A 24,927-nucleotide genomic window follows, 5' to 3' on the forward strand; every position below is an offset into this window, starting at 1 on the left:
ATGTCTCTCCCTGAATTCCGGTTGTCTTACGCGGTGAAGTCGAGCACGGCGTCGAGGAAGCCGTCGAGATTGTCCCAAGGGATCATGTGCCCGGCATCCGGCACGATGCGCTGTTCTATCCCGGGATTGAGTTTGGCGACCTCGGCCTGGTCGTCGGCATCCACCACGGTGGCGCCCCCGGCGATCACCAGCCGGGCGGGCTTGGCGATCTTGGGGATGTCCTGGTGAATGTCGTCAGTGTGGAACCCGTCAAAGGCGATGCGGATGGCGCCCCAATGGCAGGTGTGCAGCCATTCGGCACGCAGCGCCAGTTGCTCATCGGTCCAGGTCGGGCAATAGGCGCGCATGTCCTCGATGGAACAGCCCTTGGCGGCCATGACAATGCTGTCACCGTACCAGGGCCATTTCGACGGATAGGCCCGGCGCATCGGCCCGCTCATCGGCGGATCGACCAGCAGGAAGCCGGCAAACGCCTCTGGGTCGCGGGCGTTGGCGCGGATCGCGGTGCGCGCGCCCATGGAATGGCCCATGATGATGGGGTTGTTCATCTGGTGCGCCAGGGCGATGGCGTCATCGGCCATGGCATCCAGCGTGTAATCCAGATCGCCGGTCTCGGACAGGCCCCGGCCCCGGACGTCAAGCACATGTACGTCGAACCGCTCGGCCAGGCGTTCAGCGACAAAGCCCCAGGTGATCGCGGGTGAGGTGATGCCCGGGATCAGCAGCAGTTCAGGCGCACTTTCGGGGCCTTCATGGCGGATCAGGTGCTGGCGGATGCCGTTGGCGTGGGTGTTGTATCCGAATGCCATGTGTCTTCTCCCTCAGTATGCGCCGGACAGCAGCGTGCCGCCACCGGGAACGCGGGTGTCCAGATCGAGCGCCTTGAGCATCGACCAGGTGGTGGCAATCGCGGCGGTCAGCACCGGCTTGCCCACCTGCGCCTCGACGGTCGACACCGCCGGCAGCGACGGCATCTGGACGCAGGCCGACAGCACCACCGCATCGACACCGCTGGTGTCCATCTCGCCGACGATTCCGGGCAGGTTCATCGGGTCATGGGCAGCCACGGCTAGGTTGTTGGAAATCTCCAGCGCGCGCCAGGTCACCACCTCGATGCCTTCGTTGCGGATATAGTCCACGACCATCTCGGTCAGCGGCTTCATGTAAGGGGCGACAACGGCGACCTTCCTGGCGCCGATCGCCTTGATCCCCTCGACCAGCGCCCCGGCAGAGGTCACCACCGGCGCCTCGGCCTCGTTGGCCTTGGTCACGCCCTGCAGGCGTTCTTGCGAAACCCGGTGATAGCCGTGGCCCATCGACATGATCGCCACGAGACAAGCATACCCCATCACGTCGACCTGCGCATCCGACAGCTCCAGCGCGCAGCGGTCGCTGTCGCCGTCCATCTTCGCCAGCTCTTCCTTCGTCACGTGCTTCATCCGCATCCGCGACGAATGGAAGGTGAACCGCTCGGGCGCGATGGCTTCGCGGGCACGCAGAAGCGCCGGGATCTCGGTTTCCATCGTGATGTTGGAACTGGGGACGATCTGGCCGATCCGATAGGATTTCATGTCCTGCACCTGTTTGTATACGAATTACTCATATGTTTAATTTTTTGTTCGTACCGAAACAAGTTTAAATTATATACTTTTTGTAAACTCGTTTAATTTTAAAGGCTTGAGATCAATCGGCGCGCAGTCCAGCGGCCAGAAAGCGTTGCAAGTGGTCGAGCAGGTCCTCTTTTTCCATCGCTGGCACGCGCCCGTCACTGAGATCGCCGACTCGTCCAAGGTCGTTCAGCATGAACAGGTACGTCCCCACCAGGAAGGCCATCCTCAGGCTCACTTCCTCGACGGTCAGATGCGGCAGCGCCTCGGCCAGAACAGTGATGTACCGCTTGGCCGTTGGGTCGTAGATCTCGCGCCGCAGGTTGAGCGCGCGGGCTTCCGGCTCTGCATGCAGCCGCGCCTGAATCCGCACGAATGCCGCTCCGCCCGGACCGCTGGCCTTCATGTCCCATTGCGGTTCCAGGTAGGCGCGCACGATCTCGCGCACGCGCGGCGCAGACGTACGGGCCAGAAGCGCATCAAGATTGGCCTGGCGCGCCGCTGCGATCAGGGCCCCCTTGCGGCGGATCACCTCTTCGAACAACGCCGCCTTGGAGCCGTTGTAGTAGGCGATCAGCGCCGGGTTCACACCGGCGCGGGCCGCAATCTGCCGCAACCGCGCACCATTATATCCGTGCGCGGCGAATTCCAGCTCTGCCGCGTCCAGGATGCGGTCGCGCAGGTCTGCGCTGTCGGTGTCCTTCGGGCGTCCCGGCTTGCGTCGGGCGGGTTTGGCCGCGCTCACCCGGGACTCAGCAGAGCTTGGCGAGCAAACGCAGGAAGGTCTCGCTCTCGCGTTTGGTCAGCGGTGCCAGCGTTGCCTCGGTGATGCCGATGACCACCGGCAGCGCCTCCTGGATCAGGGCCCGGCCCTTGGCGGTCGAGCGCAGCATGTAGCGCCGCTTGTCCTCGGTGTCGCGCTCGGCGGTGATCAGTTCCTGCATCTGAAGCCGCGACACCACCCCCTTGGTGGTGGCCGCATCCATCGCCACCAGCCGCCCCAAAGCGTTCTGGGAGATCGGCCCGGGCGTCTGGTAGAGCCGAAACAGCATTGAGAACTGCGTTGCTGTCAGCCCCCCGATCATCCGCTCGGAAAAGATGGTCTGGTGTCGCTGGTAAGCCTTGCGCAACAGAAAGCCGACCTGCTCGTCCAGCACGTACTGTGGGTCGGCGGCCTTGTCCTGTTCCGCTGTGTGTTCGGGGGGGCGGGGCGCCATGACCTGCTCTTTCCGCTGTAGCTCTTTGCTCTCACCGTTTACATGGCTCGCCAGTGGAGGCAAGTCAGCAGCCGGCCAGCGTCCGGCGCCGGTATGCATTTCGCCCTCCAGAACTTGTATGTGTGCGTACATTTTGGGCAATCCGGCAGCGCACAGGACTCGACAGACAAAAGCCCTTCGGAACACCGTTGCACCGGACGTGAAAATTTGTTCGTGTGCATGCAAAGATACATTTGGCGTTCAGGAATGCCTCTTGATTCCTGATCGCCAGCAAGGGAGCTCTGCATCATGTCTGGCGCAACACGTGCACTGCATCTGGCGGTCAATGGCAAGGCCCATAACCTCGAACTCGACCCGCACAGGACACTTCTGGACGTCTTGCGCGCCGAGCTCGGCCTGAAGGGGCCGAAATACGGCTGCGGCATGGCCCAATGCGGCGCCTGCACCGTTCTGATAGACGGCGCCCCGGCGCGCGCATGTGTGCTCAGGGTGGGCAAACTTGCCGGCCGCGCGGTGACCACGCTCGAGGGGCTGGCGGACCCGGACACCGGCGCACTGCATCCCGTGCAGTCCGGCTTCATCGCCGAGGAAGGCGCGCAGTGCGGCTATTGCCTCAACGGCATGATCATGAGCGCCGTGGCACTTTTGCGGCAGGATCCCAGCCCGAGCGAGGCCCGCATCCGCGCCGCCCTCGCCCATAACCTCTGTCGCTGTGGCACCCATACCGAAATCGTCGCCTCGGTGCAGCGCGCCGCCGAACGTCTCGCCGCCAGCCCGGACCGTCAAGCCGCTTCAGCTAAGGCCACCACCGCATGACCGACCATCCCTTTGGCAGCCTGTCCGTTCATCGCGACACCGACAAAGGCCGCGAGATATTTGTCACCTTTGACAGCACCGGGGTGCTCACGGCCTTCAACGGCCATGTGGATCTGGGCACCGGCATCCAGACCGCGCTGGCGCAGATCGTGGCAGAAGAGGCTGAACTGCCGCTGTCCCGGGTGCAGGTGATCCTTGGCGATACCGCACGCACTCCGGATCAGGGGCCGACCATCGCATCGGAAACCATCCAGGTCGCCGCTGTGCCGCTGCGCCTGGCCGCCGCGCAGCTGCGCGGTGAGTTGGCCGCCCGGGGCGCCCGCCGGCTCAATGCTCCCGAAGACGGCGTCACCCTCCGCGACGGGATGGTCCACTGGAAGGACACATCGGTCGCCTTCGAGGCGCTCCTGGAGGGGCGTGAGGAGATGCTGCGGCTCGATCCTGCCACACCGCTGAAATCCCCGGCGGATTACACGATCGTGGGCCACAAGACCCCGCGCCAGGACTTGCCGGCCAAGGTCATCGGCCAGCATACGTTCATCCATGACGTCGATGTCGCGGGCATGGTGCACGGGCATGTGCTGCGCCCGCCCTATGCAGGGCGCGACAGCGGACCCTTCATCGGCACCAGCCTGCTTGGCTGGAACGAAGACGCCGTACGCGACATGCCTGGCTTCATTGCCGTGGTCCGGAAGGGCGATTTCCTCGGCGTGGTCGCGGATCGCGCCGACCGGGCGCAGGCCATTGCCGAGGCGCTGCCGGTCCGGTGGCGCACGCCGCCTGCTGCTCCTGACCTCCGCGACCTGCGCCATGCGATCCGCAACCAGCCCGCCACACCCCGTGCGCTCGATCGCAGCGGCGATTTCGACAAGGGCATGGCCGAGGCCGACACGACCTTGTCGCGTAGTTACGTCTGGCCCTATCACCTGCATGGCTCGATCGGTCCGTCCTGCGCGGTGGCCGACTGGAACGACGGCAGGCCCGTCGTCTGGTCCGGCAGCCAGAACCCGCATATGCTGCGCGGCGACCTTGCCACCCTGACGGGCCTGCCCGCCGAGGCGATCGAGATCCGCCGCTATCAGGCCGCCGGCTGCTATGGCCGAAACTGCGCCGATGACGTCTGTGGCGATGCACTTCTGCTGGCGCAAGCGGTGGGGCGTCCGGTGCGGGTGCAGCTTACCCGAGCGCAAGAACATCTGTGGGAGCCGAAAGGCGCCGCTCAACTGATGGACATTGCGGGTGGGCTCAAGGACGGGGCGCTGCACGCCTACAGTCTAGACACCTGGTATCCCTCGAACCGCGCGCCGAACCTCGCGCTTCTGCTCACCGGCGCCGTCTCGCCCGAGCCGCGCCCCTCTGACATGGGCGACCGCACCACCGTGCCGCCCTACCGCATCCCGAACAAGCGGATCACTGTGCATGACATGGCCCCCATCGTGCGCGCGGCCTGGATGCGCGGGGTGTCCGCCCTGCCCAATACCTTCGCGCATGAAAGCTTCATCGACGAGATGGCCCATGAGGCCGGGACGGACCCGGTGGAGTTCCGCCTGGCACATATCGACGATCCCCGCGCCGCAGACCTGATCCGTCGCACCGCCGACGCCGCGGGCTGGGACACCCGGACGCGCCCCCGGATGCGCCGCGAAGGCCGCATGGCCTATGGCAGAGGCTTTGCCTACGCCACCTATGTGCACGGCACTTTCCCGGGAACCGCCGCGGCCGCCGCGGCCTGGGTGTGCGACGTTGCCGTGGACATGGAAAGCGGCGAGGTCACCTTGACCCGCGTCTTTGTCGGCCAGGATCAGGGGCTCGTCATCAACCCCGACGGCGTACGCCAGCAGATCCACGGCAACGTGCATCAGACTGCGAGCCGGGTGCTGAAGGAGGAGGTGAGCTTCGACGAGATCACCGTCACCCCGCAAAGCTGGGCCAATTATCCGATCCTGACCTTTCCGGAGACGCCGCAAATAGAAACCCTGCTGATCGCACGCCCGGAGGAACCCGCCTTGGGCGTCGGCGAAAGCGCCGCGGTGCCTGCTGCCGCTGCCATTGCCGGCGCGATCTTCGATGCGACCGGTGTGCGTATGCGCGAGGCACCCTTTACGCCGGAGAAGATGCGCGCCGCTCTGGGCATTGCCCCGCAAGAGGTCACCGCCCCTGCCCTGCCCGGCCTGACCCCGGTGAAAAAGCGCCGCAAGCCGCGTGTCCTGGCGATGGCTGCTGCCCTGGGCGGTGCACTGACCGCCGGGGCCGTGGCCATGCCGATGGCGCGCGCGATCCCCGCCAGCCCGGCGCCCGGCGCGGGCGGTTTCTCGGACGCATTGCTGCAACGCGGGTCCGAGGTCTTTGCGCTTGGCAATTGCGCCACCTGCCACACCGCAGAGGGCGGGAGCGCCAATGCGGGCGGGCGCGCGGTCGAGACCCCCTTTGGCACCATCTACACGACGAACATCACGCCCGATCCGGAGACTGGTCTCGGCAACTGGAGCTTTACCGCCTTTGACCGCGCCATGCGGCAGGGGATCAGCCGCGGCGGCCACAACCTGTATCCGGCCTTCCCCTACACATCCTTTGCAAAGATGAGCGGCGAGGACATGTATGCGCTCTACGGCTACCTGCAGACTTTGCCGCCGGTCCGGGCCGAGGCGCCGCAGGCACAGATGGTCTTTCCTACCAATCTTCGGCCGACCAACGCGGTCTGGAACATGCTCTATCACCGCCCCGGCGAGCTGACCGCCGATCCGGCGCAGTCCGAAACCTGGAACCGCGGCCGTTACCTGGTCGAGGGCGCGGGCCATTGCAGCGCTTGCCACAGCCCGCGTTCCGCGCTTGGGGCCGAACAGGGCGGCACCGCCGCGCTGTCCGGCGCGATGGTCAAGAACTGGTTTGCACCGGCGCTGGCCGGTCGCCCGGCGGGCGAACGCGGGTGGGACGAAGAGAGCCTGTTCTCCTATCTGCGCTCCGGCGTTGCACCGGGGATGGCGGCGGCCTCCGGCCCGATGGCGGACGTGGTCGACAGCCTTGCACCCCTGCCCGACGCCGACATACGCGCCATGGCCACCTATCTCGCGTCGCTGACCGAGGGCGAACCGGTGGAGACCCCCGCCCCCCGGCTGCCCGCCCAGCCCGACGCGACCCATCGCCTGTTCGAAAGCGCCTGCGCCACCTGCCACGAGCCCGCGATTGCCGGCACCGTGACCGCCGCACATGTACCGCTGGGCCAGTCGATGGCCATTCGCGCCCCCGGGCCAGAGGCGCTGGCCACCGTGATCCGCGACGGGCTTGTAGCCCCGCTGAGTATCGACCTGCGCGACATGCCCGCCTTTGGCGGCGAACTGAGCGAGACGCAGATCGAATCACTCAGCGCCTACCTGCGCGCCCGGTATGCGCCGGACCTGCCGCCATGGCCCTGAGCCGCCCGCCTGCTTTTTCGTTTGCATAAAAATGAAAACCAGAGGCGGAAAATCCGGCGCGATTCCACTCAAACCGCGCCGGATGCCTGGAAAAGATACATGCTTCATATGCCGTTGAACTGGACCGGGCACTGATTATTCGTTAGTATACGAACAATATGAACGCGCAGACAAAGAGGAACTGACATGGACTCGATCGATCAGGTGGACATAGCCGTTATCGGCGCGGGGCTGGGTGGCGCAGCGGCGATGGCGCTGCTCGACGACGCGGGCTTCTCCGTGCATTGCTTTGAACAGGCGCCGGTCTTTACCCGGCTCGGCGCGGGCATCCATATCGGCCCCAACGTGATGAAGGTGTTCCGCCGCATCGGGCTTGAGGATCGTCTGGCCGCCATCGGTTCGCATCCGGATTTCTGGTTCTCCCGCGACGGGATGACCGGCGAATACCTGTCCCGGATCGAACTGGGCGACTATGCCAAGTCGGAATACGGTGCACCTTATATCACCATCCACCGTGGCGACCTGCACGCCGAGCAGATCGAGGCCCTGCCGCAGGACCGTCTGCATTTCGATCACCGCCTGACCGACATCGCCGAGCGGGACAATGACGTGCTGCTGACCTTTGCCAATGGCCGCCAGGTGGCCGCCAAGCTGGTGATCGGCGCCGATGGCATCAACTCGATGATCCGCGAGAAACTGCTGGGCGTCGAAAAACCCCGCTTCTCGGGCTGGGTCGGGCACCGCGCGCTGGTCAACATGGACAAGCTGCGCGCCTCGGGCGTCGATTTCGAGCCCTGCGTCAAGTGGTGGTGGGAACAGTCGCGCCACATCATGGCCTATGCCACCAAGGGCGACGGCTCCGAATATTACTACGTCACCGGCGTTCCGGTGGATGGCTGGGAGCATGAGACCGGCTTTGTCGACAGTTCGCGCGAAGAGATGGAGGCGATCTTTGGCGGCTCGCATCCGGTGGTGAACGCGCTGATCGACGCCACCGAAGAGATCACCAAGTGGCCGTTCTGGAACCGCGACCCGCTGAACCTGTGGAGCCAGGGCCGCCTCTGCCTGCTTGGCGATGCCTGCCACCCGATGCGTCCGCACATGGCGCAGGGCGCCTGCATGGCGATCGAAGATGCAGCCGTGCTGACCCGTTGCCTTGAGGAAACCGGGACCACGGATTACGCCTCGGCCTTTTCGCTGTACGAGGCCACCCGGCGTGACCGAGCCACAAAGGTGCAGACCATTTCCAACGCCAACACCTGGCTGAAAGAGCCGGAAGATCCGGCCTGGGTTTACGCCCACGACCCTCTCGGAGTTCCGCTCGGCTAGGCCCCTCGTCACCGACATACCCTGAACGCGCGGCCGGACCCCTTGCGGATGGCTGCGCGTTCAGACTCTTTTGGCTGTCTCTGCAGCACCACGCCAACCGAAGGCGCCCCATTATTCAACCATCGTCGTGCCCGGATCGAACATTCAGGCCGTGGCTGCCGGCAAGGTCTTCCAATTTCCCTCTACTGCATGGATCGGCTATTCGAACTCCGATGGGTTTCAGGGGAAAGATACCCCTGAGGACCCTTGCTAGGTCCACGGCTCGGATCGGTCCGGCATGCCAAGTGCCGGACATGCTTTTGGTCATGAGCGACGACAGGCTTTCACCTTAAGGCTTCTTCCCCGCGCGGCTGTCTCGGCCCGCATGCGGCGGATCTCCGAACAGGGGACCGGGCGCGAACACTTTCTGAAACGGGCCGTCGTCCGGGTGGTCGATGCGTCCCAGAAGCCCTTCGACAAGGCTTTGGCCGACACGTGCCATATCCACGGAATGATAACGAATTCCGGGGAGCCCCAGAAAATCGCACATACGGGTGTTGTCCCTCGTGATCAGCGCGAAATCGCTCGGAGCCGAAATGCCATGCCGCCGCAGAGCGGCAATCGCCCCTAGAAGGCCGAGTTCCGACACGCAGATCATTGCAGTCGGCGGATCCGGCAAGAGCAGCAGGTGATCCAGTGCGTTGCTTGACGTTTCCATGTCGAAATGGTCCGTGCCCACCAAGGCCGGATCAGCATGAATCCCGGCCTCTTCGTGCGATAGAAAAAAGCCGGAAATGCGTTCGGCGCTCGCCATATCGCGGCCTCCGAGAACCTGCAGAGCAATGCGGCGGTGGCCCTCGGACAGGAGCTGCGCTGTCGCGATCTGTGCAATCTTCGCATTGTCGATATCCACATAGGCGTGCTGCCGGGCGCTGTCGCTCCGCCCGAACGTCACGAAAGGGATGCCTTGCTCGTCCAGCCACGCAATCCGCGTGTCGTTCCGCTCCATCCGGGTGATTATCAAGCCGTCGCAGGCACCGAGCCCGACCGTTTTTTGTACGACCTCGAGCGGATCCGCATCGGGCAACGCCGAGTGTATCGACAGGGTGTATCCCCTGGCTTGTGCCGCGACGGTCATGCCTTCGATCAAGGGCAGCCGCGCAACGTCGGAAAGATAGGCCTGGGTTTCGAGCGGCAAGATCGCAGCCAGCACGTTCGTCCGACCGGTCCGAAGCGCCTGGCCGGTCCGGTTGGGAACGTACCCCATAGTCTTCGCCGCTTCCTGAACACGCTTGATGGTCTTGGAATTCACTTCGGGGCCATTCTTGAGCGCACGCGAAACGGTGGTCACCGAAAGCCCCAGCGTGGACGCAAGCTGTCGAAGATTGGGGCGAGATGGAGATTTTCTCATGCGTGTTCAGGCCAACTCTGTGCGTCTACGATCCGGTTTTGCAGGACTTAACACGTGTTGCCGTCAGGTATGCAATCTGTCCGCGGTCGATGCTCACAAGACGGGCATGTTCGGAAAGATATGTCAGTACACAAACAAAATGTCTTCCAAAGAATCATCGAATCTGCAATTCGTAACGTTACGAATTCCTAAAACGCCGCCCAGAACGGCTTTCGCACCCCTAACCGACAGAGGACCAAATGTTTCGCAAACCCCTGACTTCGACCCTCTCGCTGGCACTCATTGCCTTAGTCTCGTTGCCGACGCTTGTGACGGCGCAGACATTGACCATCACCGCTGCGGGCGGCGACTACGGCACGGCCCTGAAAGAGGCGATGTGGGGTCCAGCCGCCAGTGAACTTGGCTTTGACATCCGCGAGGAAAGTCAAAGTGACAGCCTCGCCGCGCTGCGGATGCAGGTGATGTCGGGAACCGTCACGACGGATGTCATTCATCTGGGATCGGCAGAGGCGGCCCAGGCCGCCGCGCTCGACCTGCTTGAGCCGCTCGATACCTCCATCGTGGACATGGAGGCGCTGCCCGAGGGTGCGCGCAACGATTACTGCTTTCCCTTCGACAGCTACGGTACGGTGATGGCCTGGAACACGGAGACCTTTGGGGAAAACGCTCCGAAGACATGGGCCGAATTCTGGGACACCGAAGCCTTTCCGGGGCGCCGTGCGCTGCGGGCAAATGCCCAGGACACGCTGGAGATTGCGCTGCTGTCCGATGGTGTCGCACCGGATGAGGTCTATGACGTTCTGTCCTCCGAAGGCGGTCTTGACCGTGCCATCGCCCGCCTCGCAGAGCTGAAACCGGATGTGGCGATCTGGTGGACCTCCGGCGCCCAATCGACACAGATCCTTGCCGACGGCGAAGTCGATCTGGTCGTGACCTGGAACGGTCGAGCTGCAGCGGCAAAGGAACAGGGTCCTGCCGACTACACGTTCAAGGGCTCGATCGTCGGCACGGACTGCCTGGCAGTTCCGGCCGGATCCGAAAACGTCGAAGATGCGATGCGACTGATCGCGGGCATGACCACGGCCGAACGCGAAGCCAAGCTGACGGACTACATTCTCTATGGCCCGATGAACAAAGGCGCCTATGAAACCGGCCTGATCCCCGAAGACCGCTTGCCGCTGCTGGCCACCGCGCCGGAGAACGCCGGGACCTCGGTCTATTCAGACCCCTCCTGGTGGGTAGAAAACGGCGAAGCGGCTCAGATCGCATTCGACGAGATGATCAATCGCTGATCGCTCAGCACCCTCACTCGCCCGGCAGGACGCACATATGACACCTCTTCCCATAACGATCGAAAAATTGCGCAAGACTTTTGGCGACTTCGTTGCGCTCGACGACGTGTCGCCCCGCATCATGCCGGGCGAATTCCTGACCCTGCTGGGGCCTTCAGGCTCGGGCAAGACCACATTGCTGATGGCCATTGCCGGTTTCACGCGCCCGGAAACGGGCCGGATAATGATCGGAGATCGCGACGTGACCCGGCTCGCCCCCAACAAGCGCGACATCGGCATCGTGTTCCAGAACTACGCCCTGTTTCCGCACATGTCCGTCCGGGAAAACGTCGAATACCCGCTGAAACTGCGCAAGCTGTCCAGCGGTGACGTCAGGGACCGGGCCATGGCGGCGCTCGAACGCGTGAAGCTCGGTGCGTTTGCGGACCGCGACATTGCCGCCCTGTCCGGCGGCCAGCGCCAGCGCGTGGCGCTGGCCCGGGCCATTGTCTATGAACCGCGGATCATGCTGATGGACGAACCGCTGTCGGCCCTGGACAAGAACCTGCGGGAGCAAATGCAATTCGAGATCAGGCGCCTGCATGACGATCTCGGCATCACCACGGTCTATGTCACCCACGACCAGCGCGAGGCCCTGACGATGTCGGACCGGATCGCCGTCATGAGCGCCGGGCAGATCCAGCAAATTGACGCGCCTAAAGAGATCTACCACCATCCGCGCTCTGCCTTTGTCGCCGAGTTCATGGGTGAGGCCAATGTTCTCGAAGGCGCCCATTGCCGGGGGCTCGACGGGCAGGCGTTGCTACCCTCTCGTAAATTGATGGTGCGGGCCGAGACCTTCCATCTGGATCGCGCCGCCTGCGGTGCGGAAGGACTGAGCGTGTCCGGCAAGATCGCCGCCATCGCCTTCCGCGGCGAGAACTGGCTGATCCAGCTGACGCTGGCATCGGGCCAGGAGGTGATGCTGTCAATTCCATCAAGCCGTTCGGAAGGCTGCGACAGCCTCAAGCCCGGAGAGGAGGTCACCGCCTATGCCGATGCGCGCCATGTCCACGAAATGGCCCGGGAGGCGGCATGACCCACGCTGATCTTGCTCCTCCCAACGTCGATACCGTCGCGGCCGGGCTGCGCCGCGATCTCCGGCGCGAGAATGCCTTTTTCCTGTCGCTTTCGCTGCCGGCGCTGGTGCTGGTCGGCCTTTGTGCGATGCTGCCGATCCTCTGGATCTTGCGGCAGAGCTTTCTTTCCCTGCGTGGCAGCTACACGCTTGCGAACTGGGAAAACCTGCTCACCAGCGATCTGACCTGGCGTGCGATCTGGAGCACGGTAGAACTCTCTGCAGGCACCCTTGCGCTGTGCTTCATCCTGGGCCTGCCGCTGGCGCTGGCACTGGCCTCGGCACCGCAAAAGCTGGCCAATCGCCTGCTGATCCTGCTGATGCTGCCACTCTGGACGTCGATCCTGGTGCGCACCTACGGCTGGCTGGTTCTGCTGCGGCGCGATGGGCTCGTCAATCAGGGCCTGCAAGGGATCGGCCTGACCGACGAGCCGCTGGCGCTGGTCTACAATTTCACCGGCACGCTGATCGGCATGGTCCATTTCATGCTGCCGCTCTTTGTCCTGCCGACCTACGCCGCCTTGCGGGACATCGACCATAACACGATCCGCGCCAGCGCCAGCATGGGGGCCTCGCTGCCGCGCACGTTGGTCAGCGTCGTGCTGCCACTGGCGGCGGGCGGAATCCGGTCCGGGGCGACAATCGTCTTCATCTACACGCTCGGGTTCTTCATCACGCCGGCAATCTTAGGCGGCGGGCAGGTGAACCCGATCGCGATCCGGATCGAGCGCACGCTCTCCACCTTCCAGAACTGGGGCGCCGCGTCAGCGCTTGGCATCCTGCTGTTGCTTCTCGTTGCCCTCACTGCCGCGATGCTCTTGTGCCTGCGTCATTTGCTGTCCCGCAAGGAGCGTCGCCATGCTTGAGTCCTTTGACAACCGTGGGTTCAAGACCGTCATGTGGGTCGTTGCCGCGCTGATCCTTGGATTCCTGATCCTTCCCACCCTGATCGTGGTGCCGCTGTCGTTCTCCGGATCAGACTTGCTGGAGTTTCCGCCGCGCACGCTTTCGTTGCGCTGGTACCAGAGCTTCTTCGGCTCGGCGACATGGATGCTGGCGCTCAAGACCTCGCTGATCCTCGGCACCCTGACCGCCTTGGTTGCGGTCCCCGTCAGTCTTGCGGCCTGCATCGCGATGAATCGTCTTGGCGGGTTCAGGTCCCGCGTCTTGTACACCTATGTGCTCTCGCCTTCGGTGATACCCGGCATCCTTCTGGCCATCGGGCTGTTCTTTGTCCTGGCAAAGCTGAAACTGATCGGCACGCTGACCGGTGTTCTTGTGGGTCACGTCGTCCTCGCGATCCCGGTCACCACGATCGTGATGTTCCCGGCCGTGTCGCGGTTTGACTGGGGGCAAGTGGACGCCGCGCGAAGCCTCGGGGCCGGATGGGCGCGCGCCATTGCCGGGATCCTGGTTCCGCAGCTCAACTTCACCCTGCTGACCGCTGCACTCATGGCCTTTCTCACCTCGCTCGATGAGGCGGTGATCTCGATTTTCGTTGCCGCAGGCGACAGCGCCACGCTGCCCAAGCTGATGTTTCTGTCGCTGCGCGATCAGATCGATCCGACCATTGCCGCCATTTCCACCCTCTGGACCGTACTGGTGATCGCCGTTGTGTTGCTCGTCAACGCGCGCCGCGCCACCTGAAGACAGGAGTTTCCCTCAGATGAACGATGAATCCCCGAGCGCCGGCAGCCACATGGCGGTTGGCATACCTCAGGTGCGCCTCGCTCTCATCACCGGCTCTGCAAACTGGGGGCTGGCGTTCCCCGAGGATACCGGCATGGACGGCGTCCGTGTCATTGCGCGCGATATGGCCTTTGACACCCCTTGGGGACCTTCCGAAAACTGGAAACTGATAGAGTTTTCCAGCGACGTGACCCCGGACAGGAAACCTCATCGCGCGCTCTGCATGTATTCCCATGGTAACCCGCGGGACGAGATCGATCACGCGTGCCACCGAAGGGCGTTCTGGGTCCTTCACGAGGCAGGTGTCAGACAGGTGCTCGCGAGCTCGACCATGGGTGCCGTCAACAAGGCCATTCAGCCCGGCGATCTCGCGATTGCAGCCGATATCATCGAGCTGACGCAGACCCCCTATTCCCTGCTTCCCGGACGCCAGCGTTTTGATGCGTCCGGAAAGGCGATCATCTGCACCGAATGCGCCGGATTGCTGGCAGAGACGGCCCGCGAGGTCTGGCCGAAGCATTGGCGCGTTCACGGCATCGAACAAGGTTTGGTCGCGGCGCACTGCTACGGGCCGCGCCTGACAACACCGGCCGAAGCAATTGCCTTCCGGTCGATGGGGGCGGACCTCATCAACCATTCGCTTGCGCCCGAGGCCACGCTGAGCCGCGAGATCGGGGCGTGTTTTGTCCCCCTCGCTTTCGTCACGGCAGGTTTCAACGACTACATGAACAGAGATCGAGGCACATTGCTGCAAGCGGACGTCCTGCCAAACCTGTCGCGCGTCGCTTCGGAACTCGCCCTGCTTACCGCGCTAAAGATGCTGGAACGAAGCTCTTGCGGCTGCCACGATCTCAAAGCCCCCCAGCCTGCAGAGAGACATGATCGTTTCTGATACCGGTACGGGCGCAGAGATCTTGTCGTGCTTGTCCCGCGAAGCGTTGCTTTGCGCTGGGGTGACGTGCATTGATTTCAATCGCACCTTTTAGGTCACGGCTCCGAAAACGGAGTTGTGACAGACGCGATCTCTTTTGGCTCACCGACATGAAGGTGGCACGTTTACCCGTGTTTGGGCCGAAGTCGCACCGCGGGCGCCGAGCGGACGCGCGTGCTGAGCGGAATAATCTTCATCAATCGCAATGGCCTTCGCTGATGCCACGCGCCTGCTGCATATGGCCCGCACAATGCGCTGAACGGCTGCTGAAAGCGATGGAGTGTGAAAGGCTTCTTCGCTCGGATGATGGCCCGGCTGGGCGACAGCAACGGAGCACCCCGGCCAAATGCGACAAACGCGGATACAAGCGGCGAAACCGGACACCGGGCAGCGGCAGTCTCCGGCTACCGTCGTTCGGAAGCTTTTGAGGAGGCTGCGGCAAGAGCGCATTTTTCCGAGCGCAAGGGTTTGAAGAATACGTACGACGACCCTGACACTTGCACTTCGGCCATTTTGACGCTATATACCGTGATTATCACCGATGGAGGCATGGCCATGCATCTCGCCAACTTCGCCGAAGGCGGACAGTTCGAGCCCCGCAAGATTGCGGCGGCGTTGCGGACCTCTGCCGAAGAGATCGCCGTCACGGTGGGTCTTGGCAAGGATGCGCTGCAACGGCGCACCCGCATCAACTCGGACAAGACCCAGCGGCGCCTGCGTGAATTGGTGGAGGTGCTGAACAAGGTCGAACCGCGCTTCGGCTCGGAACTTATGGCCTATGCCTGGTACCGTTCGGAGCCCCTGCCAGGCTTCGATGGTCGCACCGCGATGCAACTCGTGCGGGACGGCAAGGCGCAGCAGGTCCTCGATTACATCGACGCGGTCGACGCCGGCGTCTTCGCCTGACCCGCTGAAAGCCGTGCATTACACCGGACCGCTCTACCGTGCGCTGAACCCCATTTACGCGCGCGAACCGCTGTCGGGCCGTGGCGCGGAGCTTTACGGCGGACGTTTCAACGCGAAGGGCACGCCCACCCTCTATACCGCACTCGAACCCAGCACGGCCCTCCGGGAAGCCAATCAGGTCGGCAGCCTGCAACCCACGATCCTGGTGTCATACGAAGCGGACCTCGGCCCGGTCTTCGACACCCGCGACGGCGCCGCCCTTGCCCGGCGCGGCATGACGGAGAGCGACCTCGCAAATCCCGGCTGGCGCATCCAGATGATCGAAGGACAGGATGTCCCGACGCAGGATTTTGCCCGCCACCTGATCGACGACGGATTTGCGGGGCTGCTGATCCGAAGCTTCGCGAAGGGCGCCGCTGCAATCGACTTCAACATCGTGCTATGGCGCTGGACCGGCCCAGATTGTGCGCTGAAGGTCGTGGACGACGAGGACAGGCTTTCGCGGATGTGAGCTTGGCGCGGGCAATGGACGGGAACCATGCGTTGCTGTTCGCTGGCCATGGCGCAAATCGACCGTCCACGCGGGGACTGGGTCAATACAAAGCGCAATCGGGCAACGTCTGATTAGTTACGAAAGCGCGGTCCCAAGGTCTCGGACGGGGACGACGGAACCGCGCCGGCATGATCAGACGGACACACCCGCACCTCAGGCGGGCCGCGCATCCTCCCCTTCCTTTGAAGACGCGTGCTCCCCGGGGAAGAACAGGTAGTAGAACACTGGCGCCGCGATGAGTGTCAGCACCGACGCAAAGCCGAGCCCCGCCATGATCGTCACCGCCATCGACGCGAAGAACGCGTCCCAGAGCAGCGGCAGCATCCCCAGGATAGTGGTCGCCGCCGCAAGAACAACGGGGCGCAGACGTGAGGTTGAGGCCTCCACGATCGCCCGCTCGAACGGCACGCCCTCTGCGCGGGTCAGGTCGATCTCCTCCACCAGCACGATGCCGTTCTTGATGAGCATACCCGACAGGCTCAGAAGGCCCAGAAGCGCGGTGAACGAGAACGGCAGCCCCGTCCCCAGCAGCCCCAGTGCTACGCCGTTCACCGACATCGGCACGAGCAGCCAGACGATCAGCGGCTGACGCACGGCGCCGAACAGCAGGATCGAGATCAGCACCATGATCAGAAGCGACACCGGAAGCTGGCGGCCGAGACTTTCCTGCGCCTCGGTCGAGCTTTCGTATTCGCCACCCCACTCGCGCGAGTAGCCTTCGGGCAAGGGGATTGCCTCGATGGGACCGCGCACCTGCCGGAACACCTTGTCGGCGTTCACGCCCGCGGGCACCCCCGCCATGACGGTGATCGTGGGCAGCCGGTCTCGGCGGTGGATGAGCGTGTCGTGCACCTCGTAGTCAAGACCGTCGATCAGCTGTTCGAGCGGAATGAACTGCTGCGCAGCAGAGCTGTAGACCGGCTGATCCACAAGATGTTCGCCACCTTCGGCACCGGCCCCCAGCTGACGCACAATGATCGGGATCAGACGGCTGCCTTCGCGGAAGGTGCCTGCGCGGTCTCCCTCCGTCGCCAGCTTCATCGTGGCGGCCACGTCCTCGCGCGTGACCCCGGCAGTCTGGGCCCGGCCTTCGCTGTAGCGCGGCGCGATGACAAGCTCGCGCTCCCGCCAGTCGGTGCGCAGGTCTTGGGTCTGGTCGCTGGCCTCGCGCATGACTGTCTCGGCCTCCACCGCAAGGGCCCGCAGCACGTCGGGATCGGGGCCGGAGAACCGCACCGCGACGGGCGCGCCGCCACCGGGACCAAAGGCCAGCCGCTCGGTGCGGAACTCGCCCCCGGACAGGGTTTCGCGCCCGAACGTCTCCAGCGCGTCCCTCAACGGCGGTATCTCTTCGAGCGTGGCGGTCCGGATGATCAGGTGGCCATAGGTCGGCAACTGTTCTTCCGGCGCATAGGTCAGCATGAAGCGCGAGGCGCCGCCGCCCACGAAGGTCGAGACCGAGACGACTTCCTCGCGTTGCAACAGCCAGTCTTCCACCAACGCCATGTCGCGCGACGTGGCGGAGATGTCGGTGCCCTGCGGCAACTTGTAGTGCACGTAGAACAGCGGCGTGTTGCTGTCGGGGAAGAACTGCTGCTTGACCTGTCCGAACCCCCAGTAGCAGCCGGCCGTCAGAACCAGCAGTGTAACCACCACCAGCCAGCGCGCCCGGATCGCGCCGCGCAGCACGGCAGCATATGCGCGGAAGACCGGGCCGTCGTAGGCGCCTCCCCCTTCGCCATCGCCGCGCTTGAAGATGTAGTGCGCCAGAAGAGGCGTCGCCGTGATCGCGAGCACCCAGGACAGCAGAAGCGAAATGCCGATCACCGCGAAGAGCGAGAACAGGAATTCGCCGGTCGCATCGGGGCTGAGCCCGATTCCGGCAAAGGCCATGATGCCGATCACGGTCGCCCCAAGAAGCGGGATCTGCGTCTTCGATGCGACGTCCTCAGCCGCATCGCGCGAGCTTTTCCCTTGCTGCATGTCGCCCTGCATGCCCTCGGCGACGACGATGGCGTTGTCGACCAGCATTCCCATGGCGATGATGAGCGCCCCGAGCGAGATCCGCTCCATCTCGATCCCGAAGACCGCCATGAAGAAGATCGTGCCCACCACCGTCAGCAGAAGCGTCGCCCCGACCACCAGCGCCGCGCGCCAGCCCATGGCGAGGGCCAGAACGATCACAACGATCGCGACCGACATGGCGAGGTTCAGAAGGAAGGCGTTCGATGCCTCGTCCACGACGTCGTGCTGCTTGTAGATCGGGTTGAGTTCGACCCCCAGCGGGATGTCCGCGCGCAGCTCATCCAGCCGCGCATCGACCCGCGCGCCCACGTCGACGATGTTCAGCCCCTCCTTGCCCGCGATACCGATGGTAAAGGCTTCCTGTCCGTTGTGCCGGATGATCATCGACGGATCGTCGACCCGCTCCCGGCTGACGATGGCGAAGTCGGTCAGGTCGACGATCTCGCCGTTGACGCCAATGGTGAGGTTCTGGATCGCCTCGACGCTGTCCGACCCTTCCGGCGTCTCGATCCGAAGGGACAGGTCGCCGCTTTCGACGCTGCCGGCGGGCGTGACGGTCTGGGCGTTGGCGATGGCCTGCGCGATGGCGGCGGGCGCGATGCCGAGGTTGGTGACGATGGCGGGCTGCACCTCGACGAACACCGCCTCCTCCGGCAGGCCGGAAAGGGTGACGTCGGCGACACCCTCGACCGCCAGCAGTTCACGCCGCAGGAAATCTGCAATGTCGTGCACTTCCTTGTCGGTGAAACTGGGTGCCGTGACGGCGTAGAAGATCCCGAACACATCCCCGAAGCCGTCGTTGACAAAGGGTTCGCGCGCGCCCTCGGGCAGGGAGCCGCGGGCGCTGGCCACCTTGGCGCGCAGCTTGTCCCAGATCTGCGGCAGCTCCTCACCGGAGTAGGTCGACTCGATCTCGACGTTGATCCGGCTGAGCCCCGGCTTGTTCGACGAGGTGATCGTCTTGACCTCGCCCATCTGCTGGATCGCGCTCTCGATCTGTTCAGAGACCTCGCGGGCGACCTCCGCTGCCGAGGCGCCGGGATACTCGGTCAGCACCACGGCGTTCTTGATGGTGAAGGCCGGGTCTTCCAGCCGGCCGATGGTGGCAAAGCCCCAGATCCCCCCAAGGAGGCAGCCCAGCATCAGGAGCCATGTCAGGAGCGAACGGTCGATTGCGGAACGCGCGATAGCCACGAGCTCAGTTCCCCAAGCCGGTGTAGCGGCGCACCGCCTGGCCATCGACAAGCTGCGAGGCGCCCGTCGCCACGATTTCCGTTCCCGTGTCCGGCCCCTCGATCAGTGCAACACGCGCATCCTCGCGCATCTCGATCTCGACCGGCACCTGCCGGACGGTGCCCCTGTCCTCCTGTTCGCCCGGTTCGAACACCATAACTGCGACCGAGCGGTCGGGCGTGAACACAAGCGCGGTTTCCGGAAGCAGGATCGCCATGCCTTCGTCCTCAAGGTCTGCCCGCGACTTGACGGTGACGGAGGCCCCGGGCAGCACCCAGCCCGGCACTTCTTCGACAAAGGCCAGCGTCAGGGTGAAGGTCTGCGCCACCTGGGCGGTCTCTGCCTCGAATTCCCGCAGGGCCAGCGCGTATTCGCGGTCTTGTCCCGGAAAGCTCGCGGTGAAGGTCACGCTGCTGGCCGCGTAATCGGCGGAGCGGCGGAACAGAACCTCGGGCACCTCGATCTCGACGCGCAGTTCGGACATGTCGTGCAGCCGGACGACCGGCTGGCCGGCACTCACCGTGGTGTAGACCGGCACTTCGCGGCGCGCCACAAGCGCGTCGAACTTGGCGTGGAGGCTCGCATCTTCCAGCCGGCTCTCGGCCTCCTGCGCGGCAATCCGCGCTAGGTCGAGCTGTGTCCGGGCATCGCGCACCTGCACCTCGGCTACGGCATTGCCCTGCAGGCTGCTGAGCCGCTCAGCGTCGCGTTCGGCCTTGGCGAGATTGACCCTAGCGCGCTCCAGTTCACGCTCGAAGGGCTCAAGGTCGAGCTGAGCGACCAGCGCGCCCTCCTTGACGGGCGTCCCCTCGGTCACCGGGAAAGAGATGATCTGGCCGGGCACCTGGAACGCAAGGTCGACCGTCGACCGGGCACGCACCCGTCCGAAGAATTGCCGTGCGATGGGCGCGGCGCCTGCCTCGATCGTCATCAGCTTGACCGGACGTGGCGCATCTTGCCGGGCCGTCCCTTCATCCTCTTGGGCAAAGACGGTGGAGGGTATGGCCAGGAGGCACACCAACAAGAGACGGATGGCGAGGGTGCATCGGTGTGACATGCTAACTCTTTCGCGGTTCGAACGTGCATCGCAAGTAAACTGATCGGTTCACCACGACAAGTGCACTGACGCACAGAGCCTACACTGACATGGAAGTGTTGCAGGCGACGTTCAGGAGTTGGACGCAACGGCCTTTGGCGCATTGGACCAATGCCGGGACGGCGACACGGATCGCGTTCCTCGGCCCATCCGGAACTGCGATGCCAGTCTCGGAAACGCGCGCAACCCAACCCTCGACGATCTTGGATTTTGCTGCGGTCGTCGCTGTCCGCCAGCGGGCACACGCACCCCTCCATCCCTCGATTCCGCGCCTTTTGGCTCGCGGTCCACAATTGGAAAGCCCGCCGGACACGCACGTATTTACATCTTGGCGTCAGACGGGATTGTGACGGCAAGCGCCGTAGGCTGGTCCGGCGAACAGAGATGCATGATTGTTATTTGTCATATGTTTCAGAAACTTGAATCGGCAATGAGATGCCCGCCCGCATCGGCCGATAGAAAAATTCTTGGCTGTCAAAAAAGTTTTGGATTGGACGTGACACGGAACCTGCGTGTCCGATGTCCGAAAGCGCGGTGACGCCCCGAGGGGCCGCCGCGACACGGGAAGAACAGGAAAAGCCGAGCGATGAAGGACCTTACGAACACAGCACCCGGGCAGGCCCGCTGGCGCGTCGGGGTCGACTCCGGCGGGACTTTCACCGATGTCTGCCTCTTCGACGAGACCTCGGGACGGATGGAAGTCTGGAAGGTTTCGTCGACGCCGGACGACCCGTCGCGCGGCATTGCGCAGGGCGTTGAGGAAGGCATGCGCGAATGCGCCGGGGCCACCGATGACCCTGCCGCGGCCGTCGCCTACCTGGGTCACGGCACCACCGTTGCTACCAACGCGCTGATCACCCATCGCGGGGCGCGCGTCGGACTGCTGACCACCGCAGGCTTCCGCGACCTGCTGGAAATCGGACGCCAGAAGCGACCGGACCTCTATGACATCTTCGCCGAGAAGCCGCAGACACTGGTGCCCCGCGCGCTGCGCTTCGAGGTCCCGGAACGGCTGTTGCACGACGGTACGGTCGACATGGCGCTGGACGAAGACGCAGTGCGCACCGCCGCCCAGGGATTGCGCGCGGCCGGGGTGGAGGCGGTGGCGATCTGTTTCCTCTACGCCTTCGTGAACCCCGCGCATGAAAAGCGCGCCCGCGAGATCCTCGAAAAGGAGCTGCCGGACGTCTTCCTGTGTGCCAGCCACGAGATTGCCCCGGAGTTCCGCGAGTTCGAGCGACTGTCCACCGCAACGGTCAACGCCTATCTCGGCCCGATCATGCAGCGTTACATCCACCGCCTGACGCCGCGGCTGGAGAACCTCGGTCTGCCGGTCCCGCCGCATCTGACGCAGTCGAATGGCGGGGTGGTTCGCTTCGAGGTCGCGGCCGAGACGCCGGTGCGCGCCGTCCTCTCCGGTCCCTCCACCGGCGTGGTCGCGGCGCAGGTGATCGGACAGGCTGCGGGCGAGGCCGACATCATCACCTTCGACATGGGCGGGACGTCCTCTGACGTGGCGCTGATGGCAGGCGGGCAATGCGCGCGCACCAACGAGGCTCAGGTGCACGGTTACCCGATCAAGGCCCCGATGCTGGACATCCACACCGTCGGTGCCGGCGGCGGTTCCATCGCACGGATCGACTCCGGCGGGCTCCTGAAGGTCGGCCCGGAAAGCGCGGGCGCCGATCCCGGGCCGGTTTGTTACGGGCGCGGCGGCGAGGATCCAACCGTCACCGACGCCAACATCGTGCTGCAGGTGCTGAACCCGACGCATCTGCTGGGCGGCCGGATGGAGGTGCGACGCGACCTCGCCCTGGCCGCCATCGACCGCATGGCCGAACGGCTGGGCATGGACACCATGGCAACGGCGCAGGGCATCATCTCGGTCGTGACGGCGAACATGGCCAAGGCGATCCGGGTAATTTCCGTGCAGCGCGGGCACGACCCCCGCGCCTATGCGCTGATGGCTTTCGGCGGCGCGGGGCCGCTGCATGCGGTGCGACTGGCGCAGGAACTGGGCATGCCGCGGGTCATCATCCCGCGCACGCCCGGCACCCTCTGCGCCATGGGGCTGCTGTTGACCGATCTGCGCGCCGAATTCCCCCTGACACGGCTGATGCCGCTGGATTCGACCATGGTGGCCGAGATCGGCGATGCGGTCGCACAGGTCACCGCCGAGGCAGAGGACTGGTTCCGATCAGAAGAGATCGAAGCCGACAAGCGCGGCCTCACACGCCGCGTCGACATGCGCTACGAAGGCCAGAACTACGAACTGTCCGTCGAACTGCCCGAAGGGCCGGTCACCGAAGAAACGCTGAAAGCGCTTCGCGCGGGCTTCACCGAGGCGCACAAGCGGCTTTACGGCTTCGCGGTCGAGGATGAGCGCATCTTCTGCGTCACCTTCCGCGCCGAGGCCGTGGGTCAGGTGGAAAAGGCCACGCTCGCCACCAGCGCCCCCGGGCCGGAAGATGCCCGGCATGCCATCATCGGTGCGCGCCAGACATGGTATCCCGAGACCGGCTGCTTTACCGAAACGACGCTATACGCCCGCGAACGGTTGCGTCCGGGAATGCGCTTCGACGGTCCCGCCATTGTCGAGCAGATGGACACCACGACGCTGATCCCCCCCGGCGTTTCGGCCCATGTAGATCCAACCGAAAACCTGATCCTGGAGCTTGGCCAATGACACAGACCCCGGCTCTCGATCCGATCACCGTCGAGGTTATCGGCGCCGCCCTATCCTCCATCGTGGAGGAAACCGGCGAGGCGCTGGTCCGCGCCTCCTATTCGACCAACATCAAGGAGCGGCGGGACTGCTCCACCGCGCTTTTCGATGTCGAGGGCCGAACGCTCTGCCAGGCCGAACATATCCCGGTGCATCTGGGCAGTTTCCTCGACTTCATCCCGATGATGCTGAAGCTGCACGATGCGAAGGGCATCCGCCCCGGCGACGTGTTCGTCGGCAACGACGCCTATCAGGGCGGCGGCACACACCTGCCCGACATCGTGCTGGCGGAGCCGATCTTCCACGGCGGGACTCTGGTGGCCTGGACCGTCAACCTCGCGCATCACTCGGATTTCGTCGACCGCGCGCACGCCCACATCTATCAGGAAGGGCTGCGAATTCCGCCGATCCGGCTCTACCGCGAAGGTATGCTGCAGGAAGACGTGCAGAACCTGATCCTGCTGAACTGCCAGGTGCCGCGCGAACGCCTGTCGGACTTGCGCGCCCAGATGGCCGCGAACCGGGTCGGCGTGCAGCGCTTTCAGGAACTCTGCGACCGGTACGGTGCCGACACTGTGCTGGGCTCGGGTCAGGCGCTGCTGGACTACGCGGAACGCAAGATGCGCGCGGGCATCGCCGCGCTGCCGGACGGAAGCTGGCGGTTCGAGGACGTTTTCGACAACCTCGACTTCGACGACCCGATCCCGCTGGCGGTGACGGTGACGATAGCGGGCGAGGACATCAGCCTTTCCTTCGAGGCGCCGCCGCAGGTGCGCGCGGGCATCAACATGACCCGCACCGCGCTTCTGGCCACGGTCTATTACATCGTCAAATCGGTGGTCGACCCCTCGGTCCTGCCCAACGCCGGGCTGGCGCGACCGATATCGGTGACGGCGCCGGAGGGCTCGATCCTCAACTGCGCGCATCCCGCGGCGGTCAACGGCCGGGTGCAGACCTGCCAGCGCGTGGCAGACCTGATCCTCGGCGCACTGGCACAGGCGGCCCCGGCGCGGGTGTCGGCCTGCACCAACTCAACCTGCACAGTGGCGCTGTTTTCCGGAACGCGCCAGAGCGGGCCGGAACAAGGCACCTACTGGGTTTACCTCGAAACCATCGGCGGCGGCGGCGGCGCACGCCCGGATGCCGACGGGCTGGACGGCATCCACGTGCACGCCACCAACACGTCGAACCTGCCGGTGGAAGCGCTTGAGGTGGAATATCCCCTGATCCTCGAACGCTACGAACTGGTCGACGGCTCCGAAGGCGCCGGTCGCCAACGCGGCGGCATGGGGCTGCGGCGGGTCTACCGCGCCACCGAGGATTGCCTCGTCCGGGTCGACATCTCGCGCAACCTCTCACGCTCGTGGGGGCTGGACGGCGGCGGCGAAGGCGGGCACGGCAGCTATGCCACCGGCCCGGGCACCGCGCCGTTCGACCGCGGCCAAGGCACCCTGCGCAAGGGCGAATGGCTGGAGGTCGTCACCCCCGGGGGTGGCGGATACGGCCGCCCCGAAGAACGCCGCGTCGCGGCCGAGTGACACCAACTTTCCGAAGACAAAACCGAAAGGCCGTCAAGAGCCTGCCTCAA

Annotated in this window: 19 protein-coding genes; 12 read left to right on the top strand and 7 right to left on the bottom strand. The window is 64.5% G+C overall.

Annotated features, from left to right (window positions below; genetic code table 11):
* Positions 1-26: 26 nt before the first annotated feature.
* The 4 genes from ACU0DV_RS25035 to ACU0DV_RS25050 form a co-directional block, all read right to left on the bottom strand.
* A complete protein-coding gene (locus tag ACU0DV_RS25035) occupies positions 27-809 on the bottom strand; it encodes an alpha/beta fold hydrolase (protein ID WP_446241968.1) in 783 nt (260 codons plus the stop codon).
* Between the two features lie 12 nt (positions 810-821).
* The gene (ndpH, locus tag ACU0DV_RS25040; protein WP_100931150.1) at positions 822-1,571 is read right to left on the bottom strand and encodes a maleate isomerase; all 750 of its coding nucleotides are present in this window, start codon (positions 1,569-1,571) and stop codon (positions 822-824) included.
* Between the two features lie 112 nt (positions 1,572-1,683).
* Positions 1,684-2,352, bottom strand: a complete 669-nt coding sequence (locus ACU0DV_RS25045; protein ID WP_446241967.1) for a TetR/AcrR family transcriptional regulator — start codon at positions 2,350-2,352, stop codon at positions 1,684-1,686.
* A 7-nt stretch (positions 2,353-2,359) separates the two neighbouring features.
* Positions 2,360-2,824 (bottom strand): MarR family winged helix-turn-helix transcriptional regulator, encoded by a 465-nt coding sequence (locus ACU0DV_RS25050; RefSeq protein ID WP_100931148.1) that lies wholly within the window; start codon positions 2,822-2,824, stop codon positions 2,360-2,362.
* A 288-nt stretch (positions 2,825-3,112) separates the two neighbouring features.
* Here ACU0DV_RS25050 and ACU0DV_RS25055 point away from each other — a divergent pair, with 288 nt between their 5' ends.
* The 3 genes from ACU0DV_RS25055 to ACU0DV_RS25065 all read left to right on the top strand — a co-directional run bounded on the left by ACU0DV_RS25055 (position 3,113) and on the right by ACU0DV_RS25065 (position 8,382).
* Complete coding sequence (locus ACU0DV_RS25055; protein WP_283983748.1) at positions 3,113-3,640, top strand: (2Fe-2S)-binding protein; 528 nt, start codon at positions 3,113-3,115, stop codon at positions 3,638-3,640.
* Positions 3,637-7,053, top strand: coding sequence for a molybdopterin cofactor-binding domain-containing protein (locus ACU0DV_RS25060; RefSeq protein WP_446241965.1), 3,417 nt, complete (start codon positions 3,637-3,639; stop codon positions 7,051-7,053). Before ACU0DV_RS25055 ends, ACU0DV_RS25060 begins: the two co-directional genes overlap by 4 nt.
* Before the next feature lie 186 nt (positions 7,054-7,239).
* On the top strand, positions 7,240-8,382 hold the full coding sequence (locus ACU0DV_RS25065; RefSeq protein WP_100931145.1) for an FAD-dependent monooxygenase: 1,143 nt from the start codon (positions 7,240-7,242) through the stop codon (positions 8,380-8,382).
* 328 nt (positions 8,383-8,710) lie between these two features.
* On the opposite strand, the gene ACU0DV_RS25070 is transcribed toward ACU0DV_RS25065, so the two are convergent.
* On the bottom strand, positions 8,711-9,772 hold the full coding sequence (locus ACU0DV_RS25070; protein WP_446241964.1) for a LacI family DNA-binding transcriptional regulator: 1,062 nt from the start codon (positions 9,770-9,772) through the stop codon (positions 8,711-8,713).
* Between the two features lie 239 nt (positions 9,773-10,011).
* Here ACU0DV_RS25070 and ACU0DV_RS25075 point away from each other — a divergent pair, with 239 nt between their 5' ends.
* From ACU0DV_RS25075 to ACU0DV_RS25105, 7 genes are all read left to right on the top strand, one after another.
* Positions 10,012-11,064 (top strand): ABC transporter substrate-binding protein, encoded by a 1,053-nt coding sequence (locus tag ACU0DV_RS25075; protein WP_446241963.1) that lies wholly within the window; start codon positions 10,012-10,014, stop codon positions 11,062-11,064.
* Positions 11,065-11,101: 37 nt separating this feature from the next.
* Positions 11,102-12,142: an ABC transporter ATP-binding protein gene (locus ACU0DV_RS25080; protein ID WP_446241962.1), complete on the top strand. Its 1,041-nt coding sequence runs from the start codon at positions 11,102-11,104 to the stop codon at positions 12,140-12,142.
* Positions 12,139-13,047 (top strand): ABC transporter permease, encoded by a 909-nt coding sequence (locus tag ACU0DV_RS25085; protein WP_283983743.1) that lies wholly within the window; start codon positions 12,139-12,141, stop codon positions 13,045-13,047. The genes ACU0DV_RS25080 and ACU0DV_RS25085 overlap by 4 nt, the downstream gene beginning before the upstream one ends.
* Positions 13,040-13,828 carry an ABC transporter permease gene (locus ACU0DV_RS25090; RefSeq protein ID WP_100931141.1) on the top strand — a complete coding sequence of 263 codons (789 nt, stop codon included), beginning with the start codon at positions 13,040-13,042 and terminating at the stop codon, positions 13,826-13,828. Before ACU0DV_RS25085 ends, ACU0DV_RS25090 begins: the two co-directional genes overlap by 8 nt.
* Before the next feature lie 19 nt (positions 13,829-13,847).
* Positions 13,848-14,762, top strand: a complete 915-nt coding sequence (locus ACU0DV_RS25095; protein WP_446241961.1) for a phosphorylase family protein — start codon at positions 13,848-13,850, stop codon at positions 14,760-14,762.
* Between the two features lie 321 nt (positions 14,763-15,083).
* The gene (locus tag ACU0DV_RS25100; RefSeq protein WP_446241960.1) at positions 15,084-15,707 is read left to right on the top strand and encodes an antitoxin Xre/MbcA/ParS toxin-binding domain-containing protein; all 624 of its coding nucleotides are present in this window, start codon (positions 15,084-15,086) and stop codon (positions 15,705-15,707) included.
* A 13-nt stretch (positions 15,708-15,720) separates the two neighbouring features.
* The gene (locus ACU0DV_RS25105) at positions 15,721-16,218 is read left to right on the top strand and encodes an RES family NAD+ phosphorylase (RefSeq protein WP_446241959.1); all 498 of its coding nucleotides are present in this window, start codon (positions 15,721-15,723) and stop codon (positions 16,216-16,218) included.
* A gap of 195 nt (positions 16,219-16,413) precedes the next feature.
* On the opposite strand, the gene ACU0DV_RS25110 is transcribed toward ACU0DV_RS25105, so the two are convergent.
* Both ACU0DV_RS25110 and ACU0DV_RS25115 read right to left on the bottom strand, forming a co-directional pair.
* Positions 16,414-19,479, bottom strand: a complete 3,066-nt coding sequence (locus ACU0DV_RS25110; RefSeq protein WP_446241958.1) for an efflux RND transporter permease subunit — start codon at positions 19,477-19,479, stop codon at positions 16,414-16,416.
* Between the two features lie 4 nt (positions 19,480-19,483).
* Entirely contained in the window at positions 19,484-20,449 is a 966-nt protein-coding gene (locus ACU0DV_RS25115) for an efflux RND transporter periplasmic adaptor subunit (protein ID WP_446241957.1), read from the bottom strand.
* Between the two features lie 751 nt (positions 20,450-21,200).
* On the opposite strand from ACU0DV_RS25115, the gene ACU0DV_RS25120 reads away from it, so the two are divergent.
* Both ACU0DV_RS25120 and ACU0DV_RS25125 read left to right on the top strand, forming a co-directional pair.
* Positions 21,201-23,300 carry a hydantoinase/oxoprolinase family protein gene (locus ACU0DV_RS25120; RefSeq protein ID WP_446241956.1) on the top strand — a complete coding sequence of 700 codons (2,100 nt, stop codon included), beginning with the start codon at positions 21,201-21,203 and terminating at the stop codon, positions 23,298-23,300.
* Entirely contained in the window at positions 23,297-24,877 is a 1,581-nt protein-coding gene (locus ACU0DV_RS25125; RefSeq protein WP_446241955.1) for a hydantoinase B/oxoprolinase family protein, read from the top strand. Before ACU0DV_RS25120 ends, ACU0DV_RS25125 begins: the two co-directional genes overlap by 4 nt.
* Positions 24,878-24,927: the final 50 nt, after the last annotated feature.

The organism is Sagittula sp., from assembly GCF_052825245.1.

What these genes read in the sequence shown, in the direction of transcription:
- ACU0DV_RS25075 (WP_446241963.1), top strand. Translation starts at nt 10,012, where the DNA reads ATGTTTCGCAAACCCCTGACTTCGACCCTCTCGCTGGCACTCATTGCC.
- ACU0DV_RS25125 (WP_446241955.1), top strand. Translation starts at nt 23,297, where the DNA reads ATGACACAGACCCCGGCTCTCGATCCGATCACCGTCGAGGTTATCGGC.
- ACU0DV_RS25050 (WP_100931148.1), bottom strand. Translation starts at nt 2,824, where the DNA reads ATGGCGCCCCGCCCCCCCGAACACACAGCGGAACAGGACAAGGCCGCC.
- ACU0DV_RS25060 (WP_446241965.1), top strand. Translation starts at nt 3,637, where the DNA reads ATGACCGACCATCCCTTTGGCAGCCTGTCCGTTCATCGCGACACCGAC.
- ACU0DV_RS25080 (WP_446241962.1), top strand. Translation starts at nt 11,102, where the DNA reads ATGACACCTCTTCCCATAACGATCGAAAAATTGCGCAAGACTTTTGGC.
- ACU0DV_RS25035 (WP_446241968.1), bottom strand. Translation starts at nt 809, where the DNA reads ATGGCATTCGGATACAACACCCACGCCAACGGCATCCGCCAGCACCTG.
- ACU0DV_RS25115 (WP_446241957.1), bottom strand. Translation starts at nt 20,449, where the DNA reads ATGACGATCGAGGCAGGCGCCGCGCCCATCGCACGGCAATTCTTCGGA.
- ACU0DV_RS25065 (WP_100931145.1), top strand. Translation starts at nt 7,240, where the DNA reads ATGGACTCGATCGATCAGGTGGACATAGCCGTTATCGGCGCGGGGCTG.
- ACU0DV_RS25095 (WP_446241961.1), top strand. Translation starts at nt 13,848, where the DNA reads ATGAACGATGAATCCCCGAGCGCCGGCAGCCACATGGCGGTTGGCATA.
- ACU0DV_RS25120 (WP_446241956.1), top strand. Translation starts at nt 21,201, where the DNA reads ATGAAGGACCTTACGAACACAGCACCCGGGCAGGCCCGCTGGCGCGTC.
- ndpH (WP_100931150.1), bottom strand. Translation starts at nt 1,571, where the DNA reads ATGAAATCCTATCGGATCGGCCAGATCGTCCCCAGTTCCAACATCACG.
- ACU0DV_RS25090 (WP_100931141.1), top strand. Translation starts at nt 13,040, where the DNA reads ATGCTTGAGTCCTTTGACAACCGTGGGTTCAAGACCGTCATGTGGGTC.
- ACU0DV_RS25055 (WP_283983748.1), top strand. Translation starts at nt 3,113, where the DNA reads ATGTCTGGCGCAACACGTGCACTGCATCTGGCGGTCAATGGCAAGGCC.
- ACU0DV_RS25085 (WP_283983743.1), top strand. Translation starts at nt 12,139, where the DNA reads ATGACCCACGCTGATCTTGCTCCTCCCAACGTCGATACCGTCGCGGCC.
- ACU0DV_RS25070 (WP_446241964.1), bottom strand. Translation starts at nt 9,772, where the DNA reads ATGAGAAAATCTCCATCTCGCCCCAATCTTCGACAGCTTGCGTCCACG.